This window comes from Pseudomonas sp. TE50-2 (assembly GCF_040813665.1).
Classification (GTDB): domain Bacteria; phylum Pseudomonadota; class Gammaproteobacteria; order Pseudomonadales; family Pseudomonadaceae; genus Aquipseudomonas; species Aquipseudomonas soli.
Genome location: NZ_JBFNXN010000001.1, coordinates 5,103,060 through 5,122,618 on the forward strand (window position 1 = coordinate 5,103,060; position 19,559 = coordinate 5,122,618).

Sequence of the window (19,559 nt, forward strand, 5' to 3'; positions counted from 1 at the left end):
ACATGACCATTCCAACCATCCACGACTATCCCATGCCGCAACCGGCCAGCTACCCGGCCAACAAGACCACCTGGCAACCCGACCCGGCCCGCGCCGTGCTGCTGATCCACGACATGCAGCGCTACTTCCTGCGCTTCTACCAGCCGGACGGCGCCCTGCTCACCGCGCTGGTGGACAACCTGTCGCGGCTGATCCAGTGGGCTCGCGCGCAAGGCATCCCGGTGGTCTACACCGCCCAGCCCCATGAACAGCCGCCCGAGGATCGCGCCCTGCTCAACGCCATGTGGGGCCCGGGGCTGCCCGCGGCCAGCCCCGAACAGCAACCGATCATCGACGCGCTTTCACCGCAGCCGGGCGATACCGTGCTGACCAAGTGGCGCTACAGCGCCTTCCAGCGCTCCGACCTGCTCGAACGCATGCGCGGCTGGCAGCGGGACCAACTGCTGATCGGCGGCGTGTACGCCCATATCGGCTGCATGATCACCGCCGCCGACGCCTTCATGAACGATATCCAGGCCTTCCTGGTGGGTGACGCGGTGGCTGATTTCTCCGAGGAAGAGCACCGCCTGGCCCTGAAGTACGTCGCCACCCGCTGCGGCCATGTCACCGACACCGCCACCCTGCTGACCCAGCCGGCGGGCGTGACCACCCGTGACTGGCTGCACGGCCGGGTGCGGCAGATGATCGAGGACGACAGCGAGCTCGATCCCCAGGAAAGCCTGATCTTCTACGGCCTCGACTCGCTGCAGGTGATGAAACTGGCCGCCGAGCTCAAGCAGCGCGGCATCGCCGTCAGCTTCGAGGAGCTGGCCAACGCGCCGACGCTGGATGGCTGGTGGTCGCTGGTGCAAGCGCGGGGGGCCGCCTGATGGCCATGGCCCGCTTCACTGGCCGGCGCGTGCTGGTCACCGGTGCCGCCAGCGGCATCGGCCGCTGCGTGGCGCAGCGCTTTGTCGAGGAAGGCGCCGAGGTCATCGGCCTGGATTGCGAGGAAGCCGACGTGCCGTTCCCGCTGCTGCATGTCGACCTGACCGACCCGGCCGACGTGCAACGGGTCTGCGACCGGCTCAAGGAACAGGCGCAGTATCTCGATGTGCTGGTCAATGTCGCCGGCGTGCTGCGGCTCGGGCTCAGCGACGAGGTGTCCTTCGATGACTGGCAGCGTTGCCTCGACGTCAACGCCAGCGCGCCGTTCTATCTGATGCGCCAGTGGACCCCGGTGTTCCGCCGCCAGCGCCGCGGCGCCATCGTCAACGTCGCTTCCAACGCCGCCCATGTGCCGCGCCTGAACATGGCCGCCTACTGCGCCTCCAAGGCCGCGCTGGTCAGCCTCAGCCACTGCGTGGGCCTGGAGCTTGCGCCCTATGGCGTGCGCTGCAACGTGGTCTCGCCGGGCTCGACGCGCACGCCGATGCTGGCCGGCATGCTGGGCGATCCGGCGGCAGAACGGCAGTTGATCGACGGCCTGCCACAGCAGTTCAAGCTCGGCGTGCCCCTGGGCAAGATCGCCACGCCCGACGACATCGCTCATGTGGTGCTGTTCCTCGCCTCCGAGCAGGCCGGCCACGTGACCCTGCAGGACATCGTGGTCGACGGCGGCGCCACCCTGGCCGCCTGAGCCCGACACGGCCACCGACAAGGACTTTCACCCGCAACGCGCCCGGCCCTGGTCGGCCGGGCGCGCTCCATGGAGCTGGACATGACATTCTCACCTGCCGACCACACACGTCTCGAGGCGTTCTGGCGCTACTGCCTCACCCACCAGTACTTCAATGTCGGCTACCCCGAATCCGCCGACTTCGACTACAGCCTGCTGCACCGTTTCATGCGCTTTTCCATCAACAACTGCGGCGACTGGAACGAGTACAGCAACTACCTGCTCAATTCCTTCGACTTCGAGCGCGAGGTGATGCGCTTCTTCGCCGAACTGTTCCACATCCCCTTCGAGGACAGCTGGGGCTACGTCACCAACGGCGGCACCGAAGGCAACATGTTCGGCTGCTACCTGGCCCGCGAGCTGTTCCCCGACGCCACGCTCTACTACTCCCAGGACACCCACTACTCGGTGGCCAAGATCGTCCGCCTGCTGCGCATCAAGGCCCAGGTGGTGGCGTCCCAGGCCAACGGCGAGATGGACTACGACGACCTGGTCGCACGGATCGCGGCCGACGGCGAGCGCCACCCGATCATCTTCGCCAACATCGGCACCACCCTGCGCGGCGCCACTGACAACATCGCCGTCATCCAGCAGCGCCTGGCCCAGGCCGGCATCCGCCGGGAGGACTACTACCTGCATGCCGATGCGGCACTCAGCGGCATGATCCTGCCCTTCGTCGAGGCTCCCGAACCCTACTCGTTCGCCGACGGCATCGACTCGATCTGCGTCTCGGGGCACAAGATGATCGGCTCGCCGATGCCCTGCGGCATCGTCGTGGCCCGTCGCGCCAACGTCGAACGCATCTCGGTGGAGGTCGACTACATCAGCGCCCGCGACCAGACCATCAGCGGCTCGCGCAACGGCCACACGCCACTGATGATGTGGGCCGCCCTGCGCAGCCGCTCCATGGACGACTGGCGTGAACGTATCCAGCGCTGCCTGGACCTGGCCCAGCATGCGGTGGACCGACTGCGGGCGGCGGGGATCGACGCCTGGCGCAATCCCAACTCGATCACCGTGGTGTTCCCCTGCCCCTCGGCCAACGTATGGAAACGCCATTGCCTGGCCACTTCGGGCGACACCGCGCACCTGATCACCACCGCCCACCATCGGGACAGCACGCAGATCGATGCCTTGGTCGACGAGGTGATCGCCGATCTCAAGGCCCGTGGCAAGCCACCGACCAGGCAACCATTGCAAGGCGCTCTGGTAGATGGGCTGGCCACTCGCACCCAGGTCTACAGCACTGCCAGCCAGCCTCGGCGGGTGCCTGCGCCGGGCCTGAGAAAAGCCGAACCGCAACGCATCATCGCCCATCCCAAGGGCAGCGATAGCTGAACGCCGAGTCGTCATTACGGGCGTTTGCATGTAAGCCTGTGCCTACAACGCGCGCCCCTGGAAGCTGGCGTGCCGAAAAACCGGGGGCGGGCTGATCCGCCCCTTGGCCGCCCCGCACAGGCCACCGCGCAGGCGACCCTCCGTGTGCGTTTGACAGCCCATGGCGTGGCTCTATAGTCCGTTTCCTGGCAACGGGAAGGATTTCTGTTTGCCTCGGACAAGAACCCCGCCATGTACAGGAGTTGCGTAATGGCCATGCTCACGGATGACGCTCCGTTCAAACCCGCCCTGCCTTGCCTTTTGCTCGCCCCCGCCTGCTTCGCCGTCAACCGACGACATCCCCGCCACTGACCGCAGCGCCAAAACCCACACGTGCCCGTGACCTGCCCTGGGCGGTCACTGCCTTCGTTCGCCTTCAATAAAGACAAAAGGTGCGTCATGACTGCGACCCGTTCGCCGCAAACGGCCGTTGCGCCGTTGCCGGAAACCGAAACACTGCGCTATCGCCCAGCCAGCCCCACAGATATCGAAGCCCTCGCCGCGCTGTTCCAGCAGGTCTATGGGCAGACCACCCATCCCTGCCAGAGCTCCTCCTACATCCGCTACTCGATGAGCAGCGGGCAACAGCAGTGGTTCGTCGCCGAGGCCGAGGGCAACCTGGCCGGTTGCTGCTGCATCGCCCGCCGCCCGTGGAACCAGTCGTGGGAGGTGTGCCATGGTGTGATTCACCCTGACGCGCGCAGGACCGGCGCCATCTCCAGCCTGGTCCGCCTCGGTTTCGAGACGCATCGACCAGCGTCCATGGAACTGGGCTTCTACATTACCCGCAACATCGCCAGCCACGGTGTCATGAAGAAGATCCGCCCCGCCGTGCTGGTGGGCCATGACGGCGGCCCGGACAAGGTCGATGGCCTGCGCGAGTATCACCTGACCGCCATCCACCCCGTACCCCAGGCCGGCTTCGCGCACGTCGCCCCCTGGTACGTGACCACCCGCGCCGCCGACTATATCCGCAGGCTGCTCTACCCCGCCCTGCAGCTTGCCGTTGCCCCCGGCAGCTACCCGGACACCTACCTCAGCGGCCCGACCGGCGCCGAACGCCATGGCCAGCTCAGCTACAGCCACGACCCGCAGGCCGCCGCGCTGATGCTGTCGGGCCAATGCGGCCGTTACGTCTCGACCCATGCCGTGCTGACCGAGCTGGGCGCGCTGCTGCGTCAGTATTCCCAGGCCGAGTACGTCGGCCTGGTGATCCTGGCCGACAAGCTGGAGCTGCTGGCCAGCCTGCGCCGCCTGGGCTTTGCGATCACCGCCTATCTGCCGGCCTGGCACCTGGAGAACGGCAGCCGCTACGACTGCATCCAGCTGGTGTTCCAGGACTTCGCCGTGGCGCCGCGCAGCCACGGTTTCGATGACGACATCGCCCGCTTCGACCTGGCCTACGCGCACCTGGCCAACAACCTCTGCAGCCTTCCCGCGGCCCCGGCTTCCCGGGCCGCCAGCTAACCGATCGGAGTTTCAGCAAGTGACCAAGGACCAATGGCTTAGTGTAAGAAAACAGATCCCCGACGGCGCCCGGGAACCCTGGACCGTGATGTTGTGGGTCGCCGACCTGCTGCTGCTGGCGGTGGCCTGGAACCTCTGGCTCGCCGACTCCACCGCCCTGCAGTTGCTGGGCCTGGCGCTGGCAGGTCTGGCCACCGTGCAGCTCTACCTGATCATGCATGAGGCGACCCACGGCGCCGCCTCGGCCAACCGCCGGTTCAACGACTTCATCGGCCACTGCAACGGCTGGCTGATCGCCCTGCCGTTCCTGGTCCGCCGGCGTTTCCACATGGCCCACCACACCTGGACCGCGCACCCGCTGAACGACCCGGAGAACCGCGGCATGATCGAGCGCTTCTCGGTGATGACCAAGAAGCAGGAGCGCACCCTGGAGTTCGTCTGGAAGCACTGGATCCCGATGATCGCCGCCAACCACTTCCTGCTCAACTGGCGCGCGCCATTCATCGCCAAGGCCAAGGGCGACAGTTCGCCACGGATCCTCAAGGAGATCCGCTTCGCCCGCCTGTACCTGGCCGGCTACCTGGCGGCGGCCGTGCTGGCCTGGAGCCTGGGGCACCTGCTGGACCTGGTGCTGTTCTACCTGATCACCTGGGTGTTCCTGTTCTTCATGGTCGAGCTGCTCAATCTGCCGCACCACGCCGAGGCCCCGCTGCTCGCCCGCGATGCCGATCGCCTGCAGTTCTGGGAGCAGGACGGCGTGTCCCACGACTGCAAGAGCCTGCCGCTGTGGTCGCGTTTCGTGATCCTCAACTTCAACCTGCACATCGTCCACCATGCCTTCCCCTCGGTGCCCTGGTACCGCCTGGCCAAGGTGCAGAAGCTGCTGGGCGAGCATGAGCTCGGCCATGCGCCGTCGCAGACCCATGAATGGGAGTTCGCGGTGAAGAACCGACGCCGGCCGTTGTTGCAGCTGATGGGGCATTTCTTCGATCAGCGGGGTTGAAAGCGTCACCGTCCCTGTAGGCGCGGGCGAGGCCGCTCCTACAGGGCACCGCTTTTCAAGCAAGCCCGCCAAAGCGTCGATAGTAACTCTCGTTGGCATCCGGCAACGGCCCATCCGCCGTCTCCAGCGCGCTGGCCAGATATTCCTCCGCCCTGCCCTGCACCAGCCGGTACAGGTTGCGGCACAGCTGCCGCGCCGCGCGCCCTTCCCAATCCCCCGGCAACAGCTCGTCCGGCAACTGCGGATCACGCAGCAGCAGGCGGCGGTACTCGTGGATCAGCAGCGTGCGCGCCAGGAAGCAGTCCTGCGGGCTTGGCGCGTCCAGGTCCTTCATCGCCTGCCACAACGGGCGGAACAGGCGGATGAACTCGCTGTAGTGCTGGCCCAGTTCCTCGATGTTCCAGCTTTCCCGCACCTGGGCGCGCAGGGCCTTGGAGGCCAGCACTTCCTGGGCGTGGGTCTCGAAGACGATACAGTCGTCCTCGGCATCCTGCTCGCGCAGGGTGGCGGCCAGGTCGGCACGGTCGGTGCGCGGGCAGCCCAGCAGGTTCGCGCCCATGACGCCGAAGCCTTGCCACTCGAGCTCTTCACGCACCGCCTTGCGCTTGGTGGCGTCGAGCTGGGCCAGAAGCACCAGGGTCCAGGCGCCGTTCCAGGCCGGCAGGCTGGCGCTGTAGACGCGCTTGAAGGCTTTTTCGAAGCGCCGCCGGCCGGTGCCGGTGAGGCTGTAATAGCTGCGCCGGCCGACCTTTTCGGCGGTCAGCCAGCCTTCCTTGGTCAGGCGGAAGATCGAGGTGCGGATCAGCCGCTCGTTGATGCCCATCGGCTCCAGCAGGTTGATCAGGCTGCCCAGCCAGACCGTGCCGCCATGGGGTTCGATGGCATCGCCGTAGAGGGTGATGATCAGGGAGCTGGCGCGGATCGGCGTCTGCTCCTGGAAACGGGTGATCAGGTGATTCAGGGGGGCAAGGCTGCTCATGGGGGAACGAGGCGCGGCTAAAGCCTCGACTATACCTGCCTGCCGCGACCGCGCAAGGCTCATGCAGCGCCCTCGGCCTTGGGCCTGAAGCCGGAGTCGCCCATGCGCGGGCGGTCCTGCTCCGGCGCGGTCAATGGCGGGCATTCCACCAGCGCGCTCAGGCAACGCCGGGCGAGGCTGTGGTATTCGGCGGTACCGCGCTGTTTCCAGGCCAGTTCCTGGTCGCTGAGCGGGCGCTTGGCCACGGCCGGCGCGCCGACCACCAGGTGTTGCTGCGGGCATTCGAAGCCGGCCTTGACGAAGGCCGTGGCGGCGACGATGCAACGCGGGGCGATATGCGCGGCGTCCATGACCACCGCGTTCATGCCGACCAGGGCATCCTCGCCGATCCGGCAGCCGTGCAGAACGGCGCCATGGCCGATATGGCCGTTGCGCTCGACCACCGTGTCGCCGCCGGGAAAACCGTGCATCACGCAGGTGTCCTGCAGGTTGGCGCCCTCTTCCAGGATGATTCGCCCGAAATCGCCGCGCAGCGAGGCCAAGGGGCCGATGTAGCAGTTTGCGCCGACCAGCACGTCGCCGATCAGCACGGCGCTGGGGTGTACATAGGCGCTGGGATGCACCACGGGGGTCAGGCCGTCGAGGCGGTAGCAGGGCATGGGTCTGGCTCTCGATATGATTCAGAAGATTTGTCGATCCTGTATCAGATCAAATCGCTTAGTCAATGCCTTGCTGGTGTATCGCTTTGTTCACAAGCTTCAGGTCAGTGAAGACCTCATCGTGCGGCAAGCCAGCCCCCAGTATTAGCTATAAAAGCGAGGCAGCGTGAGAGCAGGCTTGCCCCGCGTTAGCGTCACGCGCTTCAAATATAGATACGTAATTACAATTTCTATGTTGATTTTATGTATCGTATTGAACATATACTTGCCCCAGCACCACGAACAATTCCAAGAAAAGCCGGCCCCAGCCGGCGCCGAACGTGCAGCCCGAGGTACCCCATGCCAAGCAACCTCATCGTGCAGGCCCCGGCGGACGGTGTCCGTCTGATCACCTTGCACCGCCCGCAAGCCCTGAACGCCCTGAACACAGCGCTGCTGGAAGAGCTGGCCGCAGAACTGCATGCCGCCGACCAGGATCCGCAGATCCGAGCCGTGGTCATCACCGGCAGTCGCAAGGCCTTCGCCGCCGGCGCCGATATCAACGAAATGGCCCAGCGCGACCTGGTCGGCATCCTCGACGACCCACGCGTGGCCCACTGGCAACGCATCGCCGGTTTCGGCAAACCCCTGATCGCCGCCGTCAACGGCTTCGCCCTCGGCGGCGGCTGCGAACTGGTGATGTGCGCCGATATCGTCATCGCCGGCAGCGACGCCCGTTTCGGCCAGCCGGAAATCAACCTCGGCATCCTCCCCGGCGCCGGCGGCACCCAGCGCCTGCTGCGCGCCGTGGGCAAGCCGCTGGCCATGCAGATGGTCCTCGGCGGCGAGGCCATCGGCGCCCGCCATGCCCTGCAGGCCCGCCTGGTCAGTGAAGTCACCGAACCCGAACTCACCGTCGAGCGCGCCCTGCAGGTGGCCGTAGCGATCGCCGCCAAGGCGCCGCTGGCGGTGCGCCTGGCCAAGGAGGCGCTGCTCAAGGCCCAGGACATGGACCTGGCGAGCGGCCTGCGCTTCGAGCGCCACGCCTTCACCCTGCTGGCCGGCACCGCCGACCGCAACGAAGGCATCCGCGCCTTCCAGGAAAAACGCCCGGCCCGATTCCAAGGGCTGTAAGCCTTCCACCGACTGACGGAGCGAGCCAGTCATGTCTTTCCAGCACATCCTGTTTTCCATCGGCGACGACGGCGTTGCCCTCCTCTCGCTCAACCGGCCCGAGCAGCTCAACAGCTTCAATACCGCGATGCACCTGGAGGTGCGCGAGGCCTTGAAGCAGGTACGCCACAGCGAACACGCCCGGGTACTGCTGCTGACCGGCGAAGGCCGTGGCTTCTGCGCAGGCCAGGACCTGGCCGACCGCAATGTCGCGCCCGGCGCAGAGCTGCCCGACCTTGGCCAGTCCATCGAGCAGTTCTACAACCCGCTGGTGCGCAGCCTGCGCGACATGCCGCTGCCGGTGATCTGCGCGGTCAACGGCGTGGCCGCCGGTGCCGGGGCCAACCTGCCACTGGCCTGCGACCTGGTGCTGGCGGCACGCTCGGCGAGCTTCATCCAGGCGTTCTGCAAGATTGGCCTGGTGCCGGACTCCGGCGGCACCTGGTTGCTGCCCAGACTGGTCGGCATGGCCCGGGCCAAGGCACTGGCCATGCTGGGCGAGCGCCTGAGCGCCGAGCAGGCCGAGCAATGGGGGCTGATCCACCGGGTGGTGGACGATGCCGCGCTGCGCGACGAAGCACTCGGCCTGGCCCGTCACCTGGCGGCCCAGCCCACCTACGGCCTGGCCTTGATCAAGCGTGCCCTCAACCAGAGTTTCGACAACCGCTTCGATGAACAGCTGGAGCTGGAGCGCGACCTCCAGCGCCTGGCCGGGCGCAGCGAGGACTACCGCGAGGGCGTCAGCGCCTTCATGAACAAACGCACACCTGTGTTCAAGGGGCGCTGACCATGGCCGCACTCGACAACGACGCCCTGGTGGCAGTGATCGGCGCAGGCGCCATGGGGGCCGGCATCGCCCAGGTAGCGGCCCAGGCCGGCCATCCCGTGCGCCTCTACGATACGCGCCCCGGCGCCGCCGAGCAGGCGATCGAAGGCATCGATCGCCTGCTCGGCCGGCAGGTGGAAAAAGGCAAGCTTGCGCCTGACAGCCGCAGCGCGATCCGCGACCGGCTGCAACCGGTGGACAGCCTCGACGCCCTGGCCGAGGCCCATCTGGTGATCGAAGCCATCGTCGAACAACTGCCAGTCAAACAGGACCTGCTGCGTCGGCTTGAAGCCCTGTGCGCCACGGACTGCATCCTGGCCAGCAACACTTCCTCGCTGTCGATCACCAGCCTCGCTGCCGGGCTCAAGCACCCGGAACGGGTCATTGGCATGCACTTCTTCAACCCGGCGCCCTTGATGGCGCTGGTGGAGGTCGTCTCCGGGCTGGCCACTGCGCCGAGCCTGGCGGCCACGCTTTACGACACCGCCCGGGCCTGGGGCAAGCAACCGGTGCATGCCCGCTCGACGCCGGGCTTTATCGTCAACCGCGTGGCCCGACCCTTCTATGCCGAAAGCCTGCGCCTGCTGCAGGAAGGCGCCGCCGACTGCGCCACCCTCGATGCCCTGCTGCGCGATGCCGGAGGCTTTCGCATGGGCGCATTCGAGCTGACCGACTTGATCGGCCACGACGTCAACTACGCGGTGACCTGCTCGGTGTTCGAAGCCTTCTATGGCGATTTCCGCTTCCAGCCGTCGCTGGTGCAGAAAGAGCTGGTCGATGCCGGGCGCCTCGGGCGCAAGACCGGCCAGGGCTTTTATGACTACGCCGAGGGTGCCGAAAGGCTACAGCCCGCGACATTGACCAGCCAGACGTCTGTCGAGCGCTGCACGGTGGAAGGTGACCTGGGTGCCCTGCAGCCCCTGGTCGAGCGCCTGCGCGCCAACGGTATCGACGTCACAGAACGCGCCGGCGCGGGCCTGCTCCGTGTGGGAGATGCCACCCTGGCGTTGTCCGATGGCCGCCTGGCCAGCCAACGCGCCCGCGAGGACGGCTTGCGCAACCTGGTGCTGCTGGACCTGGCCCTGGACTACGCCAGCGCCCCGCGCCTGGCCATCAGCCACGGCGCCGAATGCAGCGCCGTGGCCCTGGACCAGGCCGTCGCCCTGCTTGCCCGGGCCGGCCTGAGCGCCTGCCCGGTGGCCGACCTGCCCGGCCTGGTGGTGCTGCGCACCGTGGCCATGCTCGCCAACGAAGCCGCCGACGCCGTGCTGCAAGGCGTCGCCACCCCCGGCGACATCGACCTGGCGATGCGCGCCGGGGTCAACTACCCGCGCGGCCCGCTGGCCTGGGCCGACCACCTGGGCATCGGCTACACCCTGAACGTGCTCGACAACCTGCAACGCAGCTACGGCGAGGCACGTTACCGCCCGTCCCTGTTGCTGCGACGCACCCACGCCGAAGGAGGCCGCCTGCATGGCTGATCAATCCGCACACGCTTTGGCCCGCGCCTGCGCCGAGGCCATGTTCGGCCGTGACGCCGCCAGCCAGGGCCTGGGCATCGAACTGCTCGAAGCCGGCCCCGGCAGCGCCCGCCTGGGCATGACCGTGCGCGCCGACATGATCCAGGGCCACGGCACCTGCCATGGCGGCTACCTGTTCGCCCTGGCCGATTCGGCCTTCGCCTTCGCCTGCAACAGCTACGATGAAGCGGCCGTGGCCTTGGGTTGCAGCATCGACTATGTGGCCCCGGCGCGGCTCGGCGACCGCCTGCAGGCCAGCGCCAGCGAACAAAGCCGCAAAGGCCGCACCGGCAACTACGACGTGCGCATCGAGAACCAGCAGGGCGAGCTGATCGCCCTGTTCCACGGCAAATCCTACAAAGTGCGCGGCACCGTGCTGTCGCCGGAGACTTCAAATGACTGACGCCAGCCTGCCCCACGCGCTGATCATCGATGCCGTGCGCACCCCCATCGGCCGCTACGGCGGCGCCCTGTCGAGCGTGCGCCCCGACGACCTTGCCGCGGTGCCGATCAAGGCGCTGATGGCGCGCCATCCCGGGCTGGACTGGGCGGCGCTGGACGATGTGATCCTCGGCTGCGCCAACCAGGCCGGCGAAGACAACCGCAACGTCGCGCGCATGGCCGGCCTGCTGGCCGGGCTGCCGATCGAGGTGCCCGGCACCACGATCAACCGCCTGTGCGGCTCGGGCCTGGACGCCATCGGCAACGCCGCCCGCGCCCTGCGCTGCGGCGAAGCCGGGCTGATGCTGGCCGGCGGCGTCGAGTCGATGTCGCGGGCACCCTTCGTCATGGGCAAGTCGGAACAGGCCTTTGGCCGCAGCGCGCAACTGTTCGACACCACCATCGGCTGGCGCTTCGTCAACCCGTCGATGCAGGCGCAATACGGCATCGATTCGATGCCCGAAACCGCCGAGAACGTCGCCGAGCGCTTCGACATCTCCCGCGAAGACCAGGATGCCTTCGCCCTGCGCAGCCAGCTCAAGGCCGCCGCCGCCCAGGCCAATGGTCGTCTGGCCCAGGAGATCGTCACGGTGGAGATCCCGCAGCGCAAAGGCCCGGCCAAACGCGTCGAGCACGATGAACATCCACGAGGCGACACCACCCTGGAACAACTGGCGCGCCTGGGCACGCCGTTCCGTGAGGGCGGCAGCGTCACCGCCGGCAATGCCTCGGGGGTCAATGACGGCGCCTGCGCCCTGCTGCTGGCCAGCCCACGGGCCGCGCAACGCCACGGCCTCAAGGCCCGTGGCCGGGTGCTCGGCCTGGCGGTGGCGGGCGTCGAACCACGCCTAATGGGCATCGGCCCGGTGCCGGCGACCCACAAGGTACTGGAGCTGACTGGCCTGGCGCTGGCCGACATGGACGTGATCGAGCTCAACGAAGCCTTTGCCGCCCAGGGCCTGGCCGTGCTGCGCGAGCTGGGCCTGGCCGACGACGATCCGCGGGTCAACCCCAACGGTGGCGCCATTGCCCTGGGCCACCCGCTGGGCATGAGCGGCGCACGCCTGGTCACCACCGCCCTGCACCAACTGGAGCAGACCGGCGGCCGTTACGCCCTGTGCACCATGTGCATTGGCGTCGGCCAGGGCATCGCCCTGGTGATCGAACGCCTCTGATCAGCCGCCAGAGACGCCACGCGACGCGGGCAGTATGCTGCCTGCCATGACACTCAGGGCCCCGGCCCACGACAAGAACAACTCGAGTGAAACCATGAATCTCTACCACGATGCCGACCGCGCCCTGCTCGACCCGATGGAAACCGCCAGCCTAGACGCACTGCGCCAGCACCAGCTGGAGCACCTGCGCTGGAGCCTGAACCACGCCTACGCCAATGTGCCGCTGTACCGCCAGCGCTTCGACGCCTGCGGCGCCCATCCCGACGACCTGAAATCGCTGGAGGACCTGGCCCGCTTCCCCTTCACCGGCAAGAACGACCTGCGCGACAACTACCCCTACGGCATGTTTGCCGTGCCCCAGGACCAGGTGGTGCGCCTGCACGCCTCCAGCGGCACCACCGGCAAGCCGACGGTGGTCGGCTACACCCAGAACGATATCGACACCTGGGCCAACGTGGTGGCGCGCTCGATTCGCGCCGCCGGCGGGCGCCGCGGCGACAAGGTGCATGTCTCCTACGGCTACGGCCTGTTCACCGGCGGCCTGGGCGCGCACTACGGCGCCGAGCGCCTGGGCTGCACGGTGATCCCCATGTCCGGCGGCCAGACCGAGAAGCAGGTGCAGCTGATCCGCGACTTCCAGCCGGACATCATCATGGTCACCCCCTCGTACATGCTCAACCTCGCCGATGAGATCGAGCGCCAGGGCATCGACCCGCACGACCTCAAGCTGCGCCTGGGCATCTTCGGCGCCGAACCCTGGACCGACGAACTGCGCCGCGCCATCGAGCAGCGCCTGGGCATAGACGCCCTGGATATCTACGGGCTGTCGGAAATCATGGGTCCGGGCGTGGCCATGGAGTGCATCGAGACCAAGGACGGCCCGACCATCTGGGAAGACCATTTCTACCCCGAGATCATTGACCCGGTCACAGGCCAGGTGCTGCCGGACGGCCAGCTCGGCGAGCTGGTGTTCACCTCGCTGAGCAAGGAGGCGTTGCCGATGGTGCGCTACCGCACCCGCGACCTCACCCGTCTGCTGCCAGGCACGGCGCGGCCGATGCGGCGCATCGGCAAGATCACCGGGCGCAGCGACGACATGCTGATCATCCGCGGGGTCAATGTGTTCCCGACGCAGATCGAGGAGCAGGTGCTCAAGATAAAACAGCTTTCAGAACTTTATGAGATTCATCTGTATCGTAACGGGAATCTCGACAGCGTCGAGGTGCATGTTGAACTGCGCAGCGACAGCCAGTACCTCGACGAGGGGCAGCGCAAGCAGGTGGTGGGTGAACTGGCGAAGCAGATCAAGACCTACATCGGCATCAGCACGCAGATCCAGTTGCAGCCGTGCGGCACGCTGAAACGTTCAGAGGGCAAGGCCTGTCATGTGTATGACAAGCGCCTGGCCAGCTGACCGATAGCGCTTCCTGGAAAGCCCCGGCCAAGTTCCGGGGCTTTTTTTCGCCTGGCCGAACGTTATGGCGGCGCAAGCCCGCTGCCACGCCCGGCCAACTTCATGCGAAAGCGATACACAAATCTTATTTGATACATCAAATACTGTTTGATGTTGTGTTTTGTATCGCTTATAAATGACCCACGCCCCAAGCAGCCCATCAGCGGGAGCCCGACTATGTACGCACAGCTCGTAGAAACCGGCGTCAAACGCCTGAAGACCCTGGAAGAGATGTCGCCCGAAGAGCGCGCCTTCCAGGAGAAGATCGACGCCGAGATCAAGATCGAAGCCAAGAACTGGATGCCCGAGGCCTACCGCCAGACGCTCATCCGCCAGATTTCCCAGCACGCCCATTCCGAGATCGTTGGCATGCTCCCGGAAGGCAACTGGGTCACTCGTGCCCCCTCGCTCAAGCGCAAGCTGCAGTTGATGGCCAAGATCCAGGACGAGGCCGGCCACGGCCTGTACCTGTACAGCGCCATGGAAACCCTTGGCGCCGACCGCGACGAAGAGATCGCCAAGCTGCACAGCGGCAAGGCCAAGTACTCGAGCATCTTCAACTACCCGACCCTGAGCTGGGCCGACATGGGTGCGGTGGGCTGGCTGGTGGACGGCGCGGCGATCGTCAACCAGGTGGTGTTGCAGCGCACCTCCTACGGCCCCTACTCCCGCGCCATGATCCGCATCTGCAAGGAAGAAAGCTTCCACCAGCGCCAGGGCTACGAACTGCTGCTGACCATGATGCGCCACGGTACCCAGGCGCAGAAGGACATGGTCCAGGACGCCATCGACCGCCTGTGGTGGCCGGCGCTGATGATGTTCGGCCCCAGCGACGAACATTCGCCCAACAGCGCCCAGTCCATGGCCTGGAAGATCAAGCGCCAGAGCAACGATGAACTGCGCCAGCGCTTCATCGACCAGACCGTGCCACAGCTGGAACTGCTCGGCTGCACCGCTCCCGACCCTGAGCTCAGGTGGAACGCCGAACGCGGCCATTACGACTTCGGCCAGATCCAGTGGGAAGAGTTCTACGAGGTGCTCAAGGGCAACGGCCCATGCAACCAGGAGCGCGTCACCACCCGCCGCAAGGCCATCGAAGACGGCGCCTGGGTACGCGAGGCCGCCGTGGCCTATGCGCGCAAGCAACACAACAAGAACGCCGCCTGAAGCGGCCATCGATGCGGAGATCGAGCATGTCTGACTGGACCCTCTACGAAGTATTCGTGCGCAGCAAGCACGGCCTGAACCACAAGCACGTCGGCAGCGTGCATGCCGCCGACGCCGCCATGGCCATCGAGAACGCCCGCGAGCTGTACACCCGCCGCAGCGAGGGCGTGAGCCTGTGGGTGGTGCCCTCGGCGCTGATCACCGCCTCTTCGCCCGACGAGAAGGACCCGCTGTTCGCCCCGGCGGACGACAAGATCTACCGCCATGCCAGCTTCTACGAGCTGCCCGCCGAAGTCGGACACATGTGAGGCCCGCCATGCACAAGCAAGCACTCATCCAATACCTGCTGCTGCTCGGCGACAGCGCCCTGGTCCAGGGCCAGCGCCTGTGCGAGTGGTGCGGCAAGGCGCCGGCGCTGGAAGAAGAACTGGCGCTGATGAACGTCGGCCTCGACCTGGTGGGCCAGGCGCGCAACTGGCTGGACTATGCCGCCGAACTGTTGGAGGACGGCCGCGACGCCGATGCCCTGGCGTTCCGCCGCGACGAACGCGCCTACCGCAACCTGCTGCTGGTCGAGCAACCCAACGGCGACTACGCCGTCACCATGCTCAAGCAGTTCCTCTACGACGCCTGGCACCACGCCACGCTCGAAGGGCTCACGGCCTCCAGCGATGAACGCATCGCCGGCATCGCCGCCAAGGCCCTGAAAGAAGTCACCTACCACCTGCGCCGCTCCGGCGAGTGGGTGCAGCGCCTGGGCGGCGGCACTGAAGAAAGCCGTCGGCGCATGCTCGAAGCCATCCCGACACTGTGGCGCTTCACGGTCGAATTGAGCGTGGCCAACGACGGCGAAGTCCAGCTGGCCAATGCCGGTATCGGCGCCGACCCGGCGCGGATCGCCCAGCACTGGCTGAATACCGTCACGGCCATCTTCGCCTCGGTCGACCTGCCCCTGCCCAAGGTCGCCAGCCACTTCTACCTGGACGGGCGCAAGGGCCTGCACAGCGAACACCTCGGCCTGCTGCTGGCTGAAATGCAGTTCCTGCCGCGAGCCTACCCCGATGCGACCTGGTGAGCTGATCGCCGGCGACCGCGGCGCCAGGGCCTTGCGCGATGGCGACCTGAGCCGGGCCTGGGCGGTGCTGGCCGAGGTGATGGACCCGGAAGTACCGGTAGTCAGCGTGGTCGACTTGGGTGTCGTGCGCGACCTCGACTGGCGCTCCGGCCACCTGCACCTGGTGGTCACCCCGACCTACTCCGGCTGCCCGGCCACCGAGGTGATCGAGAGTGACATTCGCCAGGCCCTGGAACAGGCCGGTTTCGCCGAGCCTGCGCTGGAGCGTCGTCTCACCCCGGCATGGAGCACCGACTGGATCAGTGCGCAAGGCCGTGAGCGGCTGCGCGCCTACGGCATCGCCCCACCCGAGGGCAGCGCCAACCTGCGCGGTGCGGCACCCAGCGTGTGTTGCCCGCAGTGCGGCAGCGCCGATACCGAACTGCTCAGCCAGTTCGGCTCAACCGCCTGCAAGGCCCTGTACCGCTGCCGCGCCTGCCTGGAACCGTTCGACTATTTCAAATGCCTTTGAGCCGTGGAGAATGCCATGAGTCAGTTTCACAGCCTGACCATCAAGCAAGTGCGCCAGGAGACCCGCGACGCGGTGTCCATCGCCTTCGACGTGCCCGCGCACCTGCGCGATGAGTTCCGTTTCACCCAGGGCCAGTACCTGGTCATGCGCACCCAGCTCGATGACGAGGAAGTGCGCCGCTCCTATTCGATCTGCAGTGCAGTGCAGGATGGCGAGCTGCGCGTGGCGGTCAAGCGCGTGCCCGGCGGGCGCTTCTCGGCCTTCGCCAACGAAGTGCTCAAGGCCGGCCAGCAGCTCGAAGTGATGCCGCCCTCGGGCAACTTCTTCGTGCCGCTGGAGCCGACGCGCCGGGGCAACTACCTGGGCGTGGCCGCCGGCAGCGGCATCACCCCGCTCCTGTCGCTGGTCGCCACCACGCTGGCCACTGAACCAGACAGCCGCTTCACCTTGCTGTACGGCAACCGTGCCAGCAACAGCGCGCTGTTCCGCGACCGCCTCGAGGACCTGAAGAACCAGTACCTCGAGCGCCTCAACCTGATCTTCGTGTTCAGCCGCGAGCAACAGGACGTCGACCTGTACAACGGCCGCATCGACGCCGACAAGTGCGGCCAGCTGTTCTCCCGCTGGCTCGACGTGACCTCACTCGATGCCGCCTTCATCTGCGGCCCCCAGGCCATGACCGAAACCGTGCGCGACAGCCTGCAGGCCAACGGCATGGACAAGCAGCGCATCCACTATGAACTGTTCGCCGCCACCGGCAGCGAAGCCCGCCGCGAGGCCCGTGAAGCGGCCCGCGAGCTGGATTCGGCGGTCAGCCAGGTGACCGTGATCAGCGATGGCCGCGCCCTGGCCTTCGACCTGCCGCGCAACACCCGCAGCGTGCTCGACGCCGGCAATGCCATCGGTGCCGAGCTGCCGTACTCGTGCAAGGCCGGGGTGTGCTCGACCTGCAAGTGCAAGGTGGTCGAGGGCGAGGTGGAGATGGACAGCAACCATGCCCTGGAAGACTACGAAGTGGCCGCCGGGTATGTGCTGTCGTGCCAGACCTACCCGCTGAGCGACAAGGTGGTGCTCGACTTCGATCAGCTTTGAGACCGCATTGCCTTCATCGCTGGCAAGCCAGCTCCCACAAGCGCTGGCTTGCCAGCGATGAAGCCTTCGGTAACACCCGCGTGACCTGAAAAACAATTACAACAGCCAGAGAGAACGCTCCCATGACACCCGAACACATCGAAACCATCAGCAACCACCCCGCCTTCGTGCAACTGATCAAGCGCAAGCGCCGCCTCAACGGCAGCCTGACGCTGACCATGTTTGTCGCCTATTACGGCTTCGTCCTGCTGGTGGCCTTCGCCCCGGGCGTGCTCGGCCAGTCCCTCAGCGGCGGCGTGACCAGCGTCGGCATGCTGGTGGGCGTGCTGATGGTGCTGCTGTCCTTCGCCCTTACCGGCATCTACATGCACCGCGCCAACCGCGTCATCGACCCGCTCAACGAAGTGGTCAAGCAGGAGTGCGCGCGATGAACTGGACCGCCATCTCGATGTTCCTGGTGTTCGTCTGCTTCACCTTGCTGGTCACCCGCTGGGCCGCCCTGCGCACCCGCTCGGCCAGCGACTTCTACACCGCCGGCGGCGGCCTCACCGGCATGCAGAACGGCCTGGCGATCGCCGGCGACATGATCAGCGCCGCGTCCTTCCTGGGCATTTCGGCAATGATGTTCATGAACGGCTACGACGGCCTGCTGTATGCCCTGGGCGTGCTGGCCGGCTGGCCGATCATCCTGTTCCTGATCGCCGAGCGCCTGCGCAACCTGGGCAAGTACACTTTCGCCGACGTGGTCTCCTACCGCCTGGCCCAGGCTCCGGTGCGCCTGACCTCGGCCTTCGGCACCCTGGCCGTGGCGCTGATGTACCTGGTGGCGCAGATGGTCGGCGCCGGCAAGCTGATCGAGCTGCTGTTCGGCATCAACTACCTGTACGCGGTGATGCTGGTGGGTGCGCTGATGGTGCTGTACGTCACCTTCGGCGGCATGCTCGCCACCACCTGGGTGCAGATCATCAAGGCGGTGATGCTGCTCTCCGGCACCACCTTCATGGCATTCATGGTGCTCAGGCATTTCGGTTTCAGCACCGAGGCGATGTTCGCCAGCGCCGTGGCCGTGCACGCCAAGGGCCAGGCGATCATGGCGCCGGGCGCGCTGCTGTCCAACCCGGTGGATGCCATCTCCCTGGGCCTGGGCATGATGTTCGGCACTGCAGGCCTGCCACATATCCTCATGCGCTTCTTCACCGTCAGCGACGCCAAGGAAGCGCGCAAGAGCGTGTTCTACGCCACCGGTTTCATCGGCTACTTCTATCTGCTGCTGATCGTCATCGGCTTCGGCGCCATCGTCATGGTCGGTACCGAGCCATCCTATCGCGACGCCAGCGGGGCGATCATCGGCGGCGGCAATATGGTCGCGGTGCACCTGGCCCAGGCGGTGGGCGGCAACCTGTTCCTCGGCTTCATCTCGGCGGTGGCCTTCGCCACCATCCTCGCCGTGGTCGCAGGCCTTGCGCTGTCCGGCGCCTCAGCGGTATCCCACGACCTGTACGCCTGCGTGGTGCGCAAGGGCCAGGCCAGCGAGCAGGAAGAAATGCGCGTATCGCGCCTGGCCACCCTGGGGATCGGCCTGTTCGCGGTGCTGCTGGGGCTGCTGTTCGAGTCGCAGAACATCGCCTTCCTCTCCGGCCTGGTGCTGGCGGTGGCCGCCTCGGTCAACTTCCCGGTGCTGCTGCTCTCGATGTTCTGGAAAGGCCTGACCACCCGTGGCGCGGTGGGCGGCAGCCTGGCCGGGCTGGTCTCGGCGATCGTGCTGGTGGTGCTGGGCCCGGCGGTGTGGGTCAACGTGCTGCACAACGAACGGGCGCTGTTCCCCTACAGCAACCCGGCGCTGTTCTCCATGTCGCTGGCCTTCCTCGCGGCCTGGGCCTTCTCGGTCACCGACGGCTCGCAGCGGGCGCATGAAGAGCGTGGGCGCTACCTGGCCCAGTTCATCCGCTCCATGACTGGTATCGGCGCCGCCGGTGCCAGCAAGCACTGACCTCAAGAACAATAA

General features: G+C 66.6%; 20 protein-coding genes. 18 read left to right on the plus strand and 2 right to left on the minus strand.

Translation table 11 applies throughout. The features are described 5' to 3' along the window. Window positions 1-2 precede the first annotated feature (2 nt). The 5 genes from AAHK21_RS23320 to AAHK21_RS23340 all read left to right on the plus strand — a co-directional run bounded on the left by AAHK21_RS23320 (window position 3) and on the right by AAHK21_RS23340 (window position 5,504). On the plus strand, window positions 3-869 hold the full coding sequence (locus AAHK21_RS23320) for an isochorismatase (RefSeq protein ID WP_023632374.1): 867 nt from the start codon (window positions 3-5) through the stop codon (window positions 867-869). After that, the gene (gene dhbA, locus AAHK21_RS23325; RefSeq protein ID WP_367858475.1) at window positions 836-1,618 is read left to right on the plus strand and encodes a 2,3-dihydro-2,3-dihydroxybenzoate dehydrogenase; all 783 of its coding nucleotides are present in this window, start codon (window positions 836-838) and stop codon (window positions 1,616-1,618) included. The genes AAHK21_RS23320 and dhbA overlap by 34 nt, the downstream gene beginning before the upstream one ends. A gap of 81 nt (window positions 1,619-1,699) precedes the next feature. Further along, complete coding sequence (locus AAHK21_RS23330) at window positions 1,700-2,995, plus strand: histidine decarboxylase (protein ID WP_367858476.1); 1,296 nt, start codon at window positions 1,700-1,702, stop codon at window positions 2,993-2,995. Between the two features lie 438 nt (window positions 2,996-3,433). Next, the gene (locus AAHK21_RS23335; protein ID WP_367858477.1) at window positions 3,434-4,501 is read left to right on the plus strand and encodes a GNAT family N-acetyltransferase; all 1,068 of its coding nucleotides are present in this window, start codon (window positions 3,434-3,436) and stop codon (window positions 4,499-4,501) included. 19 nt (window positions 4,502-4,520) lie between these two features. Next, a complete protein-coding gene (locus tag AAHK21_RS23340) occupies window positions 4,521-5,504 on the plus strand; it encodes a fatty acid desaturase (protein WP_094009906.1) in 984 nt (327 codons plus the stop codon). A 55-nt stretch (window positions 5,505-5,559) separates the two neighbouring features. Here the strand turns inward: AAHK21_RS23340 and paaX are convergent, their stop codons facing one another. Further along, a complete protein-coding gene (gene paaX / locus AAHK21_RS23345) occupies window positions 5,560-6,483 on the minus strand; it encodes a phenylacetic acid degradation operon negative regulatory protein PaaX (RefSeq protein ID WP_139671043.1) in 924 nt (307 codons plus the stop codon). Window positions 6,484-6,542: 59 nt separating this feature from the next. Beyond that, window positions 6,543-7,142: a phenylacetic acid degradation protein PaaY gene (gene paaY, locus AAHK21_RS23350; protein WP_217869676.1), complete on the minus strand. Its 600-nt coding sequence runs from the start codon at window positions 7,140-7,142 to the stop codon at window positions 6,543-6,545. A gap of 339 nt (window positions 7,143-7,481) precedes the next feature. Here paaY and paaF point away from each other — a divergent pair, with 339 nt between their 5' ends. From paaF to AAHK21_RS23415, 13 genes are all read left to right on the plus strand, one after another. Further along, complete coding sequence (paaF, locus tag AAHK21_RS23355) at window positions 7,482-8,255, plus strand: 2,3-dehydroadipyl-CoA hydratase PaaF (RefSeq protein ID WP_367858478.1); 774 nt, start codon at window positions 7,482-7,484, stop codon at window positions 8,253-8,255. A gap of 31 nt (window positions 8,256-8,286) precedes the next feature. Further along, window positions 8,287-9,081, plus strand: a complete 795-nt coding sequence (gene paaG, locus AAHK21_RS23360) for a 2-(1,2-epoxy-1,2-dihydrophenyl)acetyl-CoA isomerase PaaG (RefSeq protein ID WP_367858479.1) — start codon at window positions 8,287-8,289, stop codon at window positions 9,079-9,081. A gap of 2 nt (window positions 9,082-9,083) precedes the next feature. Beyond that, complete coding sequence (paaH, locus tag AAHK21_RS23365) at window positions 9,084-10,601, plus strand: 3-hydroxyacyl-CoA dehydrogenase PaaH (protein ID WP_367858480.1); 1,518 nt, start codon at window positions 9,084-9,086, stop codon at window positions 10,599-10,601. Continuing rightward, complete coding sequence (gene paaI, locus AAHK21_RS23370; RefSeq protein ID WP_110604710.1) at window positions 10,594-11,043, plus strand: hydroxyphenylacetyl-CoA thioesterase PaaI; 450 nt, start codon at window positions 10,594-10,596, stop codon at window positions 11,041-11,043. The genes paaH and paaI overlap by 8 nt, the downstream gene beginning before the upstream one ends. Next, window positions 11,036-12,256, plus strand: coding sequence for a 3-oxoadipyl-CoA thiolase (pcaF, locus tag AAHK21_RS23375; RefSeq protein WP_367858481.1), 1,221 nt, complete (start codon window positions 11,036-11,038; stop codon window positions 12,254-12,256). Before paaI ends, pcaF begins: the two co-directional genes overlap by 8 nt. A 94-nt stretch (window positions 12,257-12,350) precedes the next feature. Next, window positions 12,351-13,670 carry a phenylacetate--CoA ligase PaaK gene (paaK, locus tag AAHK21_RS23380; protein ID WP_367858482.1) on the plus strand — a complete coding sequence of 440 codons (1,320 nt, stop codon included), beginning with the start codon at window positions 12,351-12,353 and terminating at the stop codon, window positions 13,668-13,670. A 216-nt stretch (window positions 13,671-13,886) separates the two neighbouring features. After that, complete coding sequence (gene paaA, locus AAHK21_RS23385; protein ID WP_367858483.1) at window positions 13,887-14,876, plus strand: 1,2-phenylacetyl-CoA epoxidase subunit PaaA; 990 nt, start codon at window positions 13,887-13,889, stop codon at window positions 14,874-14,876. 26 nt (window positions 14,877-14,902) lie between these two features. Further along, entirely contained in the window at window positions 14,903-15,184 is a 282-nt protein-coding gene (gene paaB / locus AAHK21_RS23390; RefSeq protein WP_046855639.1) for a 1,2-phenylacetyl-CoA epoxidase subunit PaaB, read from the plus strand. 8 nt (window positions 15,185-15,192) lie between these two features. Continuing rightward, on the plus strand, window positions 15,193-15,951 hold the full coding sequence (paaC, locus tag AAHK21_RS23395; RefSeq protein ID WP_367858484.1) for a 1,2-phenylacetyl-CoA epoxidase subunit PaaC: 759 nt from the start codon (window positions 15,193-15,195) through the stop codon (window positions 15,949-15,951). Continuing rightward, a complete protein-coding gene (gene paaD, locus AAHK21_RS23400) occupies window positions 15,938-16,462 on the plus strand; it encodes a 1,2-phenylacetyl-CoA epoxidase subunit PaaD (RefSeq protein WP_367858485.1) in 525 nt (174 codons plus the stop codon). The genes paaC and paaD overlap by 14 nt, the downstream gene beginning before the upstream one ends. A gap of 15 nt (window positions 16,463-16,477) precedes the next feature. After that, window positions 16,478-17,554, plus strand: a complete 1,077-nt coding sequence (gene paaE, locus AAHK21_RS23405; RefSeq protein WP_367858486.1) for a 1,2-phenylacetyl-CoA epoxidase subunit PaaE — start codon at window positions 16,478-16,480, stop codon at window positions 17,552-17,554. 122 nt (window positions 17,555-17,676) lie between these two features. Then, window positions 17,677-17,985, plus strand: a complete 309-nt coding sequence (locus AAHK21_RS23410) for a DUF485 domain-containing protein (RefSeq protein ID WP_023631978.1) — start codon at window positions 17,677-17,679, stop codon at window positions 17,983-17,985. Next, entirely contained in the window at window positions 17,982-19,544 is a 1,563-nt protein-coding gene (locus AAHK21_RS23415) for a cation acetate symporter (RefSeq protein WP_225933162.1), read from the plus strand. The genes AAHK21_RS23410 and AAHK21_RS23415 overlap by 4 nt, the downstream gene beginning before the upstream one ends. Window positions 19,545-19,559 lie beyond the last annotated feature (15 nt).